This is a genomic window from Rhizohabitans arisaemae (genome assembly GCF_025996515.1).
Classification (GTDB): domain Bacteria; phylum Actinomycetota; class Actinomycetes; order Streptosporangiales; family Streptosporangiaceae; genus Rhizohabitans; species Rhizohabitans arisaemae.
Window position 1 is genome coordinate 835448 of the sequence record NZ_BLRH01000034.1, and the last position, 14679, is coordinate 850126.

The 14679-nt window shown below is 71.1% G+C and carries 13 protein-coding genes; 5 read left to right on the forward strand and 8 right to left on the reverse strand.

What is annotated here, in order from left to right; translation table 11 throughout:
* Window positions 1-32: 32 nt before the first annotated feature.
* A complete protein-coding gene (locus RUR_RS19360; RefSeq protein ID WP_283136493.1) occupies window positions 33-833 on the reverse strand; it encodes a putative protein N(5)-glutamine methyltransferase in 801 nt (266 codons plus the stop codon).
* A 529-nt stretch (window positions 834-1362) separates the two neighbouring features.
* Between RUR_RS19360 and RUR_RS19365 the strand changes: the two genes are divergently transcribed.
* Both RUR_RS19365 and RUR_RS19370 read left to right on the forward strand, forming a co-directional pair.
* On the forward strand, window positions 1363-1743 hold the full coding sequence (locus RUR_RS19365; protein ID WP_283136494.1) for an effector-associated constant component EACC1: 381 nt from the start codon (window positions 1363-1365) through the stop codon (window positions 1741-1743).
* Window positions 1740-3674: a caspase, EACC1-associated type gene (locus RUR_RS19370; RefSeq protein WP_283136495.1), complete on the forward strand. Its 1935-nt coding sequence runs from the start codon at window positions 1740-1742 to the stop codon at window positions 3672-3674. Before RUR_RS19365 ends, RUR_RS19370 begins: the two co-directional genes overlap by 4 nt.
* A gap of 377 nt (window positions 3675-4051) precedes the next feature.
* Here the strand turns inward: RUR_RS19370 and RUR_RS19375 are convergent, their stop codons facing one another.
* Window positions 4052-4885 carry an SMP-30/gluconolactonase/LRE family protein gene (locus RUR_RS19375; protein ID WP_283136496.1) on the reverse strand — a complete coding sequence of 278 codons (834 nt, stop codon included), beginning with the start codon at window positions 4883-4885 and terminating at the stop codon, window positions 4052-4054.
* Between the two features lie 652 nt (window positions 4886-5537).
* Between RUR_RS19375 and rsgA the strand changes: the two genes are divergently transcribed.
* Window positions 5538-6623, forward strand: coding sequence for a ribosome small subunit-dependent GTPase A (rsgA, locus tag RUR_RS19380; protein WP_283136497.1), 1086 nt, complete (start codon window positions 5538-5540; stop codon window positions 6621-6623).
* 330 nt (window positions 6624-6953) lie between these two features.
* On the opposite strand, the gene RUR_RS19385 is transcribed toward rsgA, so the two are convergent.
* Complete coding sequence (locus RUR_RS19385; protein WP_283136498.1) at window positions 6954-7868, reverse strand: RNA polymerase sigma-70 factor; 915 nt, start codon at window positions 7866-7868, stop codon at window positions 6954-6956.
* A gap of 238 nt (window positions 7869-8106) precedes the next feature.
* Between RUR_RS19385 and RUR_RS19390 the strand changes: the two genes are divergently transcribed.
* Window positions 8107-8580: a carboxymuconolactone decarboxylase family protein gene (locus tag RUR_RS19390; protein WP_283136499.1), complete on the forward strand. Its 474-nt coding sequence runs from the start codon at window positions 8107-8109 to the stop codon at window positions 8578-8580.
* 59 nt (window positions 8581-8639) lie between these two features.
* Here the strand turns inward: RUR_RS19390 and RUR_RS19395 are convergent, their stop codons facing one another.
* The gene (locus RUR_RS19395) at window positions 8640-9278 is read right to left on the reverse strand and encodes an NADPH-dependent F420 reductase (protein ID WP_283136500.1); all 639 of its coding nucleotides are present in this window, start codon (window positions 9276-9278) and stop codon (window positions 8640-8642) included.
* Between the two features lie 99 nt (window positions 9279-9377).
* Here RUR_RS19395 and RUR_RS19400 point away from each other — a divergent pair, with 99 nt between their 5' ends.
* Window positions 9378-9764 carry a winged helix-turn-helix transcriptional regulator gene (locus tag RUR_RS19400; RefSeq protein ID WP_283136501.1) on the forward strand — a complete coding sequence of 129 codons (387 nt, stop codon included), beginning with the start codon at window positions 9378-9380 and terminating at the stop codon, window positions 9762-9764.
* Window positions 9765-9849: 85 nt separating this feature from the next.
* Here RUR_RS19400 and RUR_RS19405 read toward each other — a convergent pair whose 3' ends face one another.
* The 4 genes from RUR_RS19405 to RUR_RS19420 are packed head-to-tail and all read right to left on the reverse strand — an operon-like array spanning window position 9850 to window position 14536.
* On the reverse strand, window positions 9850-11739 hold the full coding sequence (locus RUR_RS19405) for a right-handed parallel beta-helix repeat-containing protein (RefSeq protein ID WP_283136502.1): 1890 nt from the start codon (window positions 11737-11739) through the stop codon (window positions 9850-9852).
* A gap of 51 nt (window positions 11740-11790) precedes the next feature.
* On the reverse strand, window positions 11791-12567 hold the full coding sequence (locus RUR_RS19410; RefSeq protein ID WP_283136503.1) for an SDR family NAD(P)-dependent oxidoreductase: 777 nt from the start codon (window positions 12565-12567) through the stop codon (window positions 11791-11793).
* A complete protein-coding gene (locus RUR_RS19415) occupies window positions 12564-13541 on the reverse strand; it encodes an alpha-ketoacid dehydrogenase subunit beta (protein WP_283136504.1) in 978 nt (325 codons plus the stop codon). Before RUR_RS19415 ends, RUR_RS19410 begins: the two co-directional genes overlap by 4 nt.
* Entirely contained in the window at window positions 13529-14536 is a 1008-nt protein-coding gene (locus RUR_RS19420; protein ID WP_283136505.1) for a thiamine pyrophosphate-dependent dehydrogenase E1 component subunit alpha, read from the reverse strand. Before RUR_RS19420 ends, RUR_RS19415 begins: the two co-directional genes overlap by 13 nt.
* Between the last annotated feature and the right edge of the window lie 143 nt (window positions 14537-14679).

Below are 14679 nucleotides of genomic sequence, written 5' to 3' on the forward strand. Positions count from 1 at the left end.
CGAATGTCCGATTCACCCCGGCGCCGGATCCCTCATCGGAGCGTCCGGGGGATCAAGGTGCCGATCACGACGGTGGCGTCCAGATCGTCGCAGCGGGCCGTCCGGGGGACCAGGCCGTTCCGGGCGAAGACGTCGGAGGTCCCGGGCGCCTGACGCCGGCTCGTCTCGACGAGCAGAGCGCCGCCGGGCCTGAGCCAGCGGGACGCCTCGGCGGCGAGCCGCCGCTGCACGGCGAGCCCGTCGGCACCGCCGTCCAGCGCGGTCAGCGGTTCGTGGTCCCGGGCTTCGGCGGGGAGCAGCCGGATCGCCTCGGTGGGCACGTACGGGGCGTTGGCCGTCACCAGGTCGACCCGGCCGCGCAGGTGGTCCGGGAGCGGCCGGTAAAGATCGCCCTCGTACACCCGCCCGGCGGAGGCGAGGTTGCGGCGGGCGCACCGTACGGCGGCGGGGTCGATGTCGACGGCGTGCAGCTCGATCGGTCCCACGACCGCGCTCAAGGCGATCCCGACCGCACCGGTGCCGCAGCACAGGTCGGCCACGACGGCTCCGGGCCGGGCGAGCCGGGCGGCGTGGGTGACGAGGAGCTCGGTACGGGGCCGGGGCACGAACACCCCGGGTTCCACCCCGATCCGCAGGCCGTAGAACTCGGCCCAGCCGAGGACGTGTTCGAGGGGAAGACCGGTCGTCCGCCGATCCACCATGGCCGCGAGCTCGGCCGCGGTCCGGGCGGCGGAGACCAGCAGACGGGCCTCGTCTTCGGCGAAGACGCAACCGGCGGCCCGAAGCCGGGAGACGACAAGGGCATGCGAGAGCTCTATGGGGGAGACCGACATGAGGAACCTTCCGGGATCGCCGCGGGGCTCCTCGTTCTCCTACGCCGGCTAGACCACGTGGGAGGGGAGCACCCGACCTGACAGAGCGTTGATCGGTCTCACCTCCTCGGTAGATCCACTTCTGGCCAGGACAACATTACCGGACGGCGGAACTCCCCGAGCCGAGTCCGGCGATCTCCGTGGTGCTCCGTCCTTCCCGGATCAGGGGCCCGGCCCGGCTTACCTCAGCGCACCGATCCGTGACCCTCGGCCTGGAGAAACCTCCCCTCACCGGCCGGGGAGAACAGGGACACACCTGCAGATCCCGTACGGGCGCGCGCCGGCCCGCCCGACGGCCGGTACCGCCGCCGGATACGGCGAGCGCCGCTTGCGGCCGTACCCCTGAGATCCGGGAACCCCGCTCCGCCAGGACGTATCAGAACGATCACACCCGGCGGAAACCGCCGAGCGACCGCGACAATTGAGTCAAGCACCTCTTTCCCGAGAAACCAGCCGATCCAGAGTGACCGGCGCATGCCACGGAGGCCTGATGGAGCTTCGGATCAGCATCGAGGACGGTGACGACGACGCGCTCGCGGGGTTGTACCGGCGGCTGGCCCGCGATCCCGACCTGACGTACCGAACCCGGATATCCCTGATCTCGGCTCCCCCCTCCCCCGGCGAGCAAGGCGGCGCGTTCGAGGCCGTCACCGCCGTGCTGGACAACGTGATCGCGCTGAGCGGCCTGGTCGTCGCCGTCCTCGCCTACCGCCAGGCCAGGCGGCGCGGCGACCGGCCCGGGACCGTGCGATTCGAGCTGAACGGCGCCGTCGTGACGATCGAACCCGGAGCCGAGACGTCGGCCGACCAGGTCGTCGACGCGCTGACCGAGGACGGCCCCCGGCCCGGCGAGGACGCCGGACGGCCATGACCGCGCCCCTGCGGTCGCTGTCGGACGGGGACGGCTCCCGCGTGGTCCTGGTCGGCATCTCCCGCTACACCGACCTGCCCGATCTGCCCGCCGTCGAGAACAACCTGACGGCGCTGCGGGACGCGTTCACCCGGGGACCCTGGCGGCTGCCCGCCGAGCACTGCGTCACGATCCTCGACGAGCACGACCCCGCCGCCGTCCTGGACGCCCTCACCGACGCGGGCTCCGCCACCGACACGCTGATCTTCTACTACGCCGGGCACGGGTTCACCGACCCCCTGGGCGAGGACGACCAGCTCCTGCTGGCCCTGCACCGATCGTCGCCGGACGGCCGCCGTCACCGCAGCCTGTCCTACGCCGCCGTCCGGCGGGTCCTGCTGGATCCGTCCGTCCGGGCCGGAAAGAAGGTGGTGATTCTGGACTGCTGCTACGCCGGGCTCGCCCAAGGACTCGGCGGCGCCGACACCCTCGGGAACTCCGCCGGGATCATCGGCAGCTACGTGCTGACCGCCACATCCCCGAACGCGAAAGCGCTCTCCCCGCCGGGCGAGCCCTACACCGGGTTCACCGGCGCCCTTCTCAAAGCACACCGGGACGGCATCCCCGGGGCGGGCCCGATCCTGGACATGAGTACGATCTATGACTGGCTCGTCCCGGAGCTCCGGAACCGGAACCTACCCCGCCCCCACCAGATCAACAGAGACCTGGGCGGCAAGATCGCGTTCATCGTCAACCGTGCCTACACCCCCGGCGCCGACGCCGGGCCGTACCCCCACGACCCCGTGCCGCGGACCACGCGGACACGGCCCGCGCTCACCCGGCGACGCATGCTGGTCGGCGGCGCGGGGGTCGCCGCAGCCGGCACCGCCGCCTACCTCCTGGCCAGACTGAACGCCGGGAGACGGCCCGAACAACCCGGGGTTCAGATCTGGCGGCGTCACTTCACCGCGGTCGGGACCCCGCACCTCGGCGAGCGAAACGTCCTGGTGACGCTGGAGGACGGCAGAATCGTCGGGTTGGCCCCGGCCGACGGCGCGGTGCGGTGGCAGCGGGCCTTGACCGGCGAACAGTTCACCCGGGCCTCGGTCGTCAAGGGGACGCTCCTGGTGTCCGCGGCCACGGAGCAGGGCAAGGGCCGCCTCACCGCCCTCGACGAGGACGGGGAGACCCGCTGGTCCCTGGACACCGACGGCTGGCCCTGGCACCAGGAACCCGGTCCGAACGACAAGGTGTACCTGGCGACCAGCACCGGGTGGATCTACCAGGTGAACCGTCCGGACGGCAAGACCGACTACGCGCAGAAGATCTCCGGCCAGCTGAACGAGGTGAAGGTCTCCGGCAACTTCCTCTACATCTCCACCCACAGGGACGGGTTGATCGTCATCGGGAAGGACGGCGGCGCGCCGGAATGGTCCCGCACCGCCCGCGGCTTCGTGCCCGGCGCGGCGGTCGACGAGGTCCTGGTCTACCGCACCGTCGGCTACACCACCTCGTCCGGGTCCTACCGCGGCTCACTGCAGGCCCTTGACGTGAACACCGGGAAGACCCGGTGGGAGAAGGAGTTCGACACCCTGATCCAGGCGGGCCCGACACTTGCCGCCGGGCAGGTGATCGTCCCCGACAGCCGGGGGACGCTGCACTCCTTCGACCCGATGTCCGGGACCAAGACCTGGCAGGAGGACGTCGGGGCCGACGTGAACAGCCGCCTCACCTATGACGGTGAAACCGTCTACGTGGGGACCTCCCGAGGGGTGGCGGCGCTCAGCCCGTACAGCGGGGAGGTCCGGTGGAAGAAGGAGGTCGTCGTGACACCCCCGGCCTCCTTCTACAGCGCCACCCAGCCCGTCATCGACGACCACACCGTCTACTTCGGGTACGGCAACCGGACGACAAGCGGCACCGACTGCGACATCTACGCTTTCAGCCGCTGACACCCAAGCTTTCCGCCGCCGGGCATCCTCCATGTCCCGCCTGGTCACCCCATACGAGACGATGTCGTACGGCTCGCGGCCGATCCCGGACCGTTCCCCGGTCACCACCCGGCGGCCCCGCTCTCGCGCGCGCCCCAGCCGCACGGTGATCGGATCACCACACGCTCCGCGGTCGCCTCAATCGGGGCGCCGTGGCGGTTCCGCCGGTTCCCGATAGGACGGACTCACCGGTGTCGACGGGCCGGAAGCGGCAACGGGTGGGCTCCAGCGGGCCGAGGGCAGCCGGGATCCGGCCGACATCACGGGCCGGTGTCCCGACCGTCTCCAGGGCGACGTGGTCTCGTCAGCCGGAGTGGCCGACACCACGGGTTTGGGGGTCAGGGCTTCCCGGCACCGGGTGCGGGGGCCGGGAACGCCACAACCTGGCCCGTGGGTTCGGACGATTCGGGCCCGCCCCAGTTCTGGCCGATGACGAACAGCCGGGGATCCGCATCCCGGCTGAGCGTGCAGGAGAAGGCTCCCCGGTCCAGAGCGACGGTGGCCAGTACCTCTCCCCCCTCGCGGACCCGCACGCAGTGCCGGTTGCCGACGTCCGCGTACCAGACGCAACCGTCGGCGTCCACGCAGATCCCGTCCGGGTGGTCGCCGGGCGTCGGCGCCCAGACGCGCCGGTCGACGAGGGAACCGTCGGCGCCGACGGCGTAGGCGGTGAGCCGGCCCGCGTACGACTCGGCGACGATCAGGGTGCCGCCGTCCGGGGTGATCGCCATCCCGTTCGGGAACGCGAGATCGTCGGCGACCGTACGGACGGCACCGTCCGGGGTGACGAGCACGACGAGGCCGGGCGCGAACTCGCCGCCGGGAAAGTCGAAGCCGATCGTGTTGACGTAGGCGTTGCCCCCGTCGTCGACCACGATCTCGTTCCACGGTTTCACGGAGATCCCCGAGAGGTCGGCGTGCGTGACCGCCGAGCCGTCGGCCTCGCGGCGGAGCAGCCGCCGCCGTGCCGAGTCCACGACCAGCAACCGCCCGTCGGGGAGGAAGTCGATGCACATGGGAAACGACGGAACGGTCACCACCACCTCGGGACCGCCCTCACCCAATGCGATCACCTGGTTCGCGCCCCAGTCGGAGAACCAGAGCCGTCCGTCGTGCCAGCGCAGCGACTCGCCGAACACGATGCCTTCCATCAAGACCTCTGCCGCGTCCACCCATGTCTCCTTCACACCGTCGAGCGTGTGCTTCCCATAGTCGACCGGGTAGACCGGAACGAGTCGCAGAACTCATCGGCACTGACGATCCTCGGTTGAAAAGTCACGCTGCGCAGCTCTGTTTGGTGCGTTTGGCATGACTTGTCGTTTGATGTACGGCACCCTGCGCTTTCGCGCTCGCGGGGTCCCGGATCCGCCGCGTACGGGACCGCTCACGGCGACGACCCCACCGGACCCGACGGGGCAGGCGATTCACCGGCACCGGACGGACCGGCTCCGTCGGCCGATCCCGGCGACCTCCCCAGCCCAGGCGGCGGCAGCCACCTCTGAAGCTGACCGCCGGGACGCCGAGGACTGCAGGTTCCGGCCGAATCCCCGGCCGTGGGCTGTCCCTGACGAGCCTCAGGCCCCGAGGGGTACACCTCTATCGGCGCTGGGTGCTAGCCTGAGGACCGTTGACGTGGAATTCGGGATAAGAGGGAGGTGAGGTTTAATGACCGCGGTGAAGACCGCTGCCCTGTGCAGCGCCCGGGCAATCCTCACGTCCCGGGCCCCGGTCTGACCACTTCCGCTCTCCTGCCACGAGCCGTCTGCTCACAGGACGGGTGACGACTGCGTCCTGCCGGGGTCCCTTCCCGCAAGGTGTCTTACGTTGAACCTGTTTTCCCCGGATTCCGCCGCTGTCCCGCTGTCCCGCTACGGCTGGACGCCGCAACTCGAGGCCGACTTCACCGGCCACCGCGCGGCAGGCCTGGTGCCCGCCCGAATCGTCCGCGTCCATCGCGGCTCCTGCGACGCGATCACCGAGCACGGCCCGGTTCGAGCCGTGGGCCCGGTACCTCACCGGACCGAGCCGCAGGCCGCGCCGTGCACCGGTGACTGGGCGGCGCTGCGTCCCGGCCGGGACGCCCGGCTGGTGGCCCTGCTCCCCCGGCGCAGCGCGATCGTGCGCTCGTCGGCGTCCCGCACCTCCCACGGGCAGGTGCTGGCCGCCAACGTCGACACCGTCGTCGTGGTGGTCTCCCTGGCCATGCCCCTGAACGCCGCGCGGCTGGAGCGATTCCTCGCCCTGGCCTGGGGCAGTGGCGCGCAGCCGTCGATCGTCCTGAACAAGGCCGATCTGGCGGCCGACCCCGACGCCGCGCAGGCCGAGGTCGGCGCGCTCGCGCCCGGTGTCGGCATCGTGGTCGTCAGCGCGACCACCGGCCACAACATCGACGTGCTGACCGCGCTGCTGAGCCACGGCACCACCGTTCTGCTCGGGCCCTCGGGGGCGGGCAAGTCCACGATCGGCAACGCCCTGCTGGGTGAAGAGCTGCTGGCCACCGGCACGGTCCGGCCCCAGGACGGCAAGGGCAGGCACACCACCGTCCACCGTGAACTGGTCCCCCTGCCCGCCGGCGGTGTGCTCATCGACACCCCGGGCCTGCGCGCGATCAGCCTCCACGACGCCGCCGACGGCCTGGAGCAGGTTTTCGCCGAGATCGAACAGCTCGCCGAGGACTGCCGCTTCGGCGACTGCACCCACACGACCGAGCCCGGCTGCGCGGTGCAGGCCGCCATCCAGGCGGGTGAACTCGCCGAGCGCCGCCTGGCCGGCTATCGCAAGCTCCGGCGCGAGGCCGACTGGGAGGCCTCACGCACCGACGAGCGGCTGCGCGACGAGCGCGTCAAGCGGCAGAAATCCATCACGGGGCACCTCCGTGCCACCTACAGATTCCGGGGCCGGCAGCAGTGACCTGACCCGCGGCCGTACGGCGGGCGCCCGACGTCACCCGGACGCCAGGCGCCCGCCCACCGGCCCGTCTGTCAGCCTTCACACCCTTTGACCGGGTACGGGCCCGCGGCCCGGCCAGCTCTCGCGCCACGGGGCTCGGGTGCCGGCCTGCCGACCCGGAGATCCGCCACTCGGCGTTCCCTGCCTGCCGCCGACGGGTGATCGCCGACACCGGGATCCGCGCTGCGCTCCGGCACCGTGACCGACACGCGCCGGGTCATCGTCATCACGCCGAGCGGACCTCTCACGCTGCGGCAGAGGTCCCCCGCACCGCCGGCCCGGGGTCCGGGCTCAGCGGCGCAGGGAGGTCTCCTGCTCCATGTGCGACAGCTTCTCGGGATTGCGCACGGCGTAGAGCCCGGTGATGAGGCCGTCGTCGATGCGCACCGCCATGACGGTGTCGACCTCGCCGTCGCGCCGGAGAAGCAGTGCCGGATAGCCGTTGACCTGCGCCGGTTGCAGCACCGCGAGGTCGAGCCTGCCCAGCACCTGGAGCACCCGGTCGGCCCCCACGACGGGCTTCAGCGCGGCCGGTACGACTCCGCCGCCGTCGCTCAGGAGCACGACGTCCGGCGCGAGGATGTCAAGCAGGCTCTGCAGATCACCCGTCTCGATCGCCCGCCGGAACGCCTCGAGCGCGCCACGGGTGTCGGCCGGGGAGACGACCTCGCGCGGCCGGCGTGCGGCGACGTGCGCCCGGGCCCGGTGGGCGATCTGGCGGACCGCCGCCGGGCTCTTCTCGACGGCTTCGGCGATCTCGTCGTACTCCAGATCGAACACCTCACGCAGGACGAACACCGCCCGCTCGGTCGGCGTGAGGGTCTCCAGCACCAGCAGCATCGCCATCGAGACGCTCTCGGCCAGCTCGACGTCCTCGGCCACGTCGGGCGCGGTCAGCAGCGGCTCGGGCAGCCAGGGGCCGACGTAGGACTCCCTGCGCCGGCCGAGCGTGCGCAGCCGGATGAGCGCCTGGCGGGTGGTGATCCGGACCAGGTACGCACGCCGGTCCCGCACGGTGCCGAGGTCGACGCCCACCCACCGCAGCCAGGTCTCCTGCAGGACGTCCTCGGCGTCGGCGGCCGAGCCGAGCATCTCGTAGGCGACGGTGAACAGCAGGTTGCGGTGCGCGACGAACGCCTCGGTGGCGGGGTCGGGGCCGCCGTCCCCGCCACGATCTCCGGGCGCGGTCTGCGACGTGCCGGCCATGGGTGACTCCTCTTCGCTCTCGACTGTGTCACCCACCAGACACCGGAGCCCGCCGTTTTGTGACACCGCTGGCACGGTACGCGACGCCGAGGCGGCGTCGTTGGCAGCGGTGCGCCGGACGTCACCGGAAGAGCCGGCTGGGTGTGGCGCACATCACGTACCCGGCGCTGTCACAGGAACCGGGTCGCCGGCATCTCGTGTTCGTCCGATACTCACCATCACGAGGGAGTACCACCTCATGGAAGCACGCCTGAACCTCTACGGCAGCCCGATCGCAACCGCGGCCTGGAAGCACTTCGCCGGGCTGAGCAAGGTCATCAAGGAGTCGGCGCTACCGGCCGCGACCCAGCACCTGGTCATGATCCGCGCCAGTCAGATCAACGGCTGCGGTTTCTGCACCGACATGCACACCAAGGACCTCGCGCACGCCGGGGAGACCTCGGTGCGCATCAACCTGGTCGCGGCATGGCGGGAGGCCACGGTGTTCACCGACGCCGAGCGCGCCGCCCTGGAGCTGACGGAGCAGGGCACCCGCATCGCCGATGCCGCCGGTGGGGTCACGGACGAGGCCTGGGCGAACGCCGCCAAGCACCACGACGAAGACCAGCTCGCCGCCCTGGTGTCGCTCATCGCCGTCATGAACGCCGCAAACCGCCTGAACGTCATCATCCGCCAGCCCGCCGGTGACTACCGGCCCGGTCAGTTCAACTAGCGAGGCACACCGCCGCCCTGGCCGGGGCACGGGTGGACCCTGCCAGGGCTGCGGCCGTCCTACGGGACGCGCGGAATCGCGGAGCCCGGATCGACACCGGAGAAGGCCAGCCCGATGACGAAACCCGCGACCTCTTCGAGCTGGCGGGCCCGGGCCAGCGGGCCCAGTACGGCCGGTACGCCGCCGAAGTCGCGGACCAGCGCGCCGACCACCTCCAGCGCAGCCGGATCGTCGCCGCACAGCGGAACCGTCACCGGCTGCCCGTCCTTGCCCCCGGGTCCCCCGGTCCATTGATCGGAAGGAAAGAGATGGAAGGCCTTCACCACGTGGGCCCCCGGGGCCAGCGCGGCGATCCGCTCCGCGTTGGAGGTGCCCGGCTCGGTCAGCAGCACGCCGACACCGTGCTCGACGGCGTTGGTGGGGTCGATCAGCGGGGTCCCGTTCAGCCGCCCGCCGGAGACACCGGCGTGGCGGAGAATGTCCTGCACGCCGTCCCAGGTGACCGCGAGCAGCAGCGCGTCCCGTCCCTCGGCCACCTCCGGCGGCGCGGCGGCACGCACGCCGTGTCCCAGTCGATCGGCCAGCTCGCGTGCCTTGGACTCCGATCGTCCGCCGACCACCACCTCGTGCCCGGCACGTGCCCAGCCAGCGCCGAGCGCCTGGGCCAGCGTTCCCGTCCCCAAGATTCCAATGCGCATCGTTACTCCCTCTCGTCGGCATTGACGGCAGGGTGTTTACGTTAGGGAAGTCAGCACGCACCGATCGGTGCGTCTCGGGCGCCGACCATGGAAGGTGAGATGAACGCCTACCGAGCCGAGAGCCGGGAGCTGGTCGCCGACTGCCGCCTGCGCGCGGCCACCGACCTCTTCGCCCACACCTGGGACCCGGTCGTCCTGGCGGCTCTTCGCCCGGGCCCGCGACGCCGCCGTGAACTGCGCGACGCGATCGGCGGCCTGAGCGACAAGGTGCTCACCGACACGCTGCACCGCCTGCTCGCCAACGGGCTGATCGACCGGCACACCTACGCAGAGGCCCCGCCCCGCGTCGACTACAGCCTGACCGGCCTCGGGCAGAGCCTGGTCGACGGCCCGATGGCCGCGCTCGGACGCTGGATTCTGGACCACGGCGACGACCTCCTCGACGCCCAGGACAGGGCGGCACGGACGCCACCGGCCGGCACGTGACCGGCCAGCCGGCTCCACGACGGTCCACCGGGAAGGCCGGCACGGGTCACCGGCCTTCCCGGCCGCACGGCGATGAGGGAGAGGGTTACGGCTCCACCGCGTCGAGGAGGTCCCGGTACTCGGGCTGCAGTCCGGCGCCGTCCATGATCGCGGCGGCCCGGGGGTCGGCCCGGCAGACCTCCTCGGCCGTCTCACGCGGCAGCAGCGTGTTGCCGGACAGGGTGACGTCCACGACGGGGCCCATGTACCAGACGGGCTCACCGATCCAGAAGTTGCCGATGAACCGGATCCCGACGGTCTGCCGGCCGAAGTCCACCGCCGAGCAGCCCCCCGTGGAGTTGTCGATGGTCCCGTAGATGACGTTGTCCTCGACGATCTGCCAGGTGGATCCCCAGTCGCTGTAGATGCCGAAGTTCACCTTGTTCTCGTTGTGCACGTGGTTGCCGTGGATCCGGGACACGTTGTCGGGCGTCCCCTGCCCGAAGGTCGTGTAGATCCCTCCCCCGTCCTGCAGCTCGCGCATGTAGTCGAACACGTGGTTGCCGATGATTTGCGCGCCGGTGTTCCGGGGCGCCTCCGGGTCCTGGGGGCCGTCGGCCCGTACCAGCTGCTCATGCCCCTGCCCCACGAAGATGCCGGAGTAGGGCACGTTGTTGATCTGGTTGTGGGAGACCGTCAGGTCGGCGGTGCGGGTGGCGTAGACGCCGGTTCCGCCGCGGTACTCCGCCCCGATGCCGTGGATCCAGTTGTTGGTGACGACGTTTCCGCGGCTCACCGCGCCGGCCGTCTCCCGCCTGTCGTCGCCGACGAGGATGCCGCCGCCGGAGACATCGGTGATCACATTGCCGCGGACGACGTTCTCCGAACCGACGATCTCCAGCGCCTGGGCACCGAGGTGGATGAAGCGGTTCCGCTCCAGCACGATGCGGTCCGCGTACCGGAAGGCGACGTTCCCCGGCATGCTCTCGGCGTGCTCGCTGAGCGTGACGGCGATGGCGGCGCCGTCACCGTTCTCGTGGAGCCCGCCGATGTAGTGCACGAACCCGTCGGCGGTGCCGGGCCGCAGCCAGGTCGCGTGGGAGAAGGTCAGCCCGCGGAACGTCACGTCGTGCAGCGGGTCGTCCTCGGTGCCCGTTCCGGCGACCAGGGTCTCCAGCACCGGTGCGACGACGGACGACGTGTCCATGTCCTCATCCGGTCGCGGGAGGTAGTAAAGCACGTGCCGTCCCGTCTCGGTGCGGTCGAGGTGGAACATCCCGGGTTCGGTGAGGAAGGACCTGCTTCCCTCGATCGAGGTCGGGACGATGCCGGTGCCCAGCCCTTTGAACAGGTCACCGCCGAAGAGGGCGACGATCCGGCTGAAGCACGGCTGGTCCATGACGATGCGGGTGCCCTGCGGCGTCGCTTCGATGAAGGCGACGCCGCACCGCGGCTCCGACCAGGGGACGGCGCCGGTGTAGACGAACTCGATGCCGACGGGATCGGGCCACGACAGCGGTGCCGTGCTCTCCGTCGTGTACCCGTCGTCGGTCAGGGTGAACTCCGGCAGCCCGCCGTCGAGGGCGGCCCTGCGAGCCCGCCGCCCGTCGACGTAGAGCTGACGGGTGTCGAGGTCCCCCACCTCGGCGCGCCAGAGGGAGCCCTCCCGGGTCCACCCGACGATGCTCCGGCCGCCGCTGACGACCGCGGTCTCCTGCTCCGGGGTGCCGTACCCGTACGCCTGGTAGATCACCCGATTCGGGCCCTGGCCGGAGTCGCCCGCCTCGCCGGACAGTTCGAGCGGGTCGGCGAGCACGTGGGTGCCCGCGCGGAGGTTGACGACGACGTCCCCCGTCATTCCGGGGGTCGCCGCGCGTACGGCCCGCTGCGCCCGTTCGAGTGTGGCGAAGGGGCGGTCGCGGTCGCCCGGTCCGCCGTCGTCCCCGTCCGGCGCGACGTAGAAGTGCATGGATGTGCTCGCAGAGGTCTGGCTCACGCTGATTCCTTCCATCTTCGTCCAAGGAGCGGCGGGATCGACGGCGGGGGCTTACCCCAGCCGGCTGAGCAGGCCGCCGTCGACGCGGTAGCAGCTCCCCGTGACGGCACTCGCCGCATCGCTGAGCAGGAACCTCACCACCTGCGCCACCTCGTCGGGCTCGATGATGCGGGCGATGGGATGGCGCAGGCCCCACGACTCGACCAGGGCTTTCGGGTCGTCGGTGTCGAAGAGCGCCGCCGCGTCGTCCAGCAGCTCGGTCCGGATGACACCCGGGACGATGCAGTTGATCCGGATACCCTCGCCGGCGTGGTCGAGCGCCATCGCGCCGGTCATCGCGGCCACCGCGGCCTTGGACGCCGAGTAGACGGCGGCGGTCTGCTCCGTGGCGAACGCCATGATCGACGAGGTCAGCACGACGGCCCCGCCGCCCCTGCGGCGGATGTGCGGGATCGCGTGCTTGACGCAGAGGAACGGGCCCTTCGCGTTCACCCCCATGATGCGGTCCCACTCCCGCTCGTCGCAGTCCGGGGCCGGGGCGTAGCCGACGACACCGGCGAAGCTCGCCAGCATGTCGACACCGCCGAGATCGGCGGCGAGGTGCTCGAACGCCGCGGCGACCTCCGGTTCCGAGGTGACGTCGGCGCGGACCACGGCGGCACGCCCGCCCTGCCCGGCGATCGCGTCGGCGGTCCGTTCGAGGCCCTCGGAGGCGATGTCCACCAGGCCGACCGCCGCGCCGTCGGCGGCGAGTGCCCGCGCGACCGCCGCCCCGATGCCGCGGGCGGCACCGGTGACGACGGCGACCTTGCCCGTGAAACCGGTCACGAGGCCAGCGCCTTGCGGACCGTCTCGGCGATGCGGGCCGCCGAGGGCAGCGCCAGCTCCTCCAGCGCGTGGGCCGACGGGAGGGGGATGTGCGGCGTGGTGATGCGCACGATCGGCCCGGTGAGGTCGCCGAAGATCTCCTCGGAGACGATGGAGGAGACCTCGGCTCCCCATCCGCACAGCCGGGGGTTCTCCTCGACCGTGAACAGCCGCCCGGTTCGGGCCACCGACTCCAGCACGGAGCGGGTGTCCAGCGGGACCAGGGATCGCAGGTCGAGCACCTCGCAGCGGATGCCCTCCTCCGCCAGTTCGTCTGCGGCGGCGCACGCCTTGGGCACCATCGGGCCGAGGGCCACGATGGTGGCGTCGCCGCCGTCCCGCACGGCGCGGGCCGTCCCCAGCGTGTCGACGATCTCGCCGTCCTCTACGTCCTCCGACACCGCGTAGAGCGACTTGGCCTCCAGGAAGATCACCGGGTCCGGGTCGCGGATGGAGGCGGCCAGCAGCCCCACGACGTCGCGCGGCGTCGAGGGCGCGACAACCTTGAGCCCCGGGATGGCCATCGCCCAGTTCTCGATGGCCTGCGAGTGCTGGGCGCCGAAGCGCAGCCCGCCGCCGTTGGCGGCGCGGATCACCAGCGGGAGGGTGATTTGACCGCCGGTCATGTAGCGCATCTTGGCGATCTCGTTGGCGACGATGTCCCAGCACACGGCGAAGAAGTCGGCGAACATGATCTCGGCGATGGGGCGCAGCCCGGTCATCGCCGCGCCCATGGCGGCGCCGAGGATGGCCTGCTCGGAGATCGGCGTGTCACGTACGCGCCGGCCGCCGAACTCCTCCAGCAGGCCCCCCGTGGTCTTGAACACCCCGCCCGCGGCGGCCACGTCCTCCCCGAGGAACACCACGGAGTCGTCGCGGCGCATCTCCTGGGCGATGCCCCTGGCCACGGCATGTCTGTAGGTCAGTTTCGCCACGTCGCGCTCCCATCCGCCCACACGTCTTTCAGCAGCAGGTCGGCGCCGGGCGGCGGCGCCGCCTTGGCCTCCTCGGTGGCCTCGTCGACCGCGTCGAGGGCCCACCTGTCGATCTCGTCCAGCACCGAGGCGGCGACGCCGTCCGCGATCAGCCGCTGCCGGTAGATCGGGATCGGGTCACGGGCCAGCCATGCCTTGACCTCCTCCTCCGGCCGGTACTTGGCGGGGTCCGCCCGCGAGTGGCCGCCGTGGCGATAGGTGAGCGCCTCGATCAGGCTTGGGCCCTCGCCGCGGCGGGCCCGCCCGACGGCCTCGCGGGCCACCACGTAGACCGCGTCCGGGTCGTTGCCGTCGACGGTCACGGGATCCAATCCGTAGGCGCCCGCCCGGTCGGCGGCCGGGCGGGGGACCGCCGTGACGTCGCCGATCGGGGTGTACTCCATGTAGAGGTTGTTCTCGCACACGAAGACCACCGGCAGTTTCCATACGGCGGCGAAGTTGAGCGCCTCATGGAAGGCGCCGATGTTGGTGGTGCCGTCGCCGAAGAAGCAGACGGTCACCTGGTCGCTGCCGCGGTACTGGGCGCTCCACGCCGTGCCGCAGGCGATCGGCAGGTGGGCGCCGATGATGGCGTAGGAGCCCATCACGTGGTGCTCGACGCTCGTGAGGTGCATCGAGCCGCCTTTGCCGGACATCAGCCCGGTGCCGCGGCCCATGAGCTCGGCCAGGATCGGTGCCATCGGCACGCCTCGGGCCAGCGTGTGGGCGTGCCCCCGGTAGGTCGCGAGCGTGTAGTCGCCCTCGCGGAGCGCGGCGCCGAAGCCCGCCGCGATCGCCTCCTGGCCGAGCGAGAGGTGCGTCGTCCCGCCGACCAGGTTCTTCAGGAACAGGTCGTACACCCGTTTCTCGAAATATCGCAGTTCAACCAGGCTCCGGTAGAGGTTCAGCCTGGTTCCCTCGTCCGGCGGCACGAGGGATTCCTTGATCGCAGACATCGATCTCCCATCGAAGGTCATGAGATGCCACGAGACCGTATTGGATCCCATCTTTCCCGTCAAGCATTGATAATTCCGGATTTCTAGGCATATGTTTGACGCGATTCGAGTGGATCGGATCCAAAAAGCCCGCCCGGCAGAGA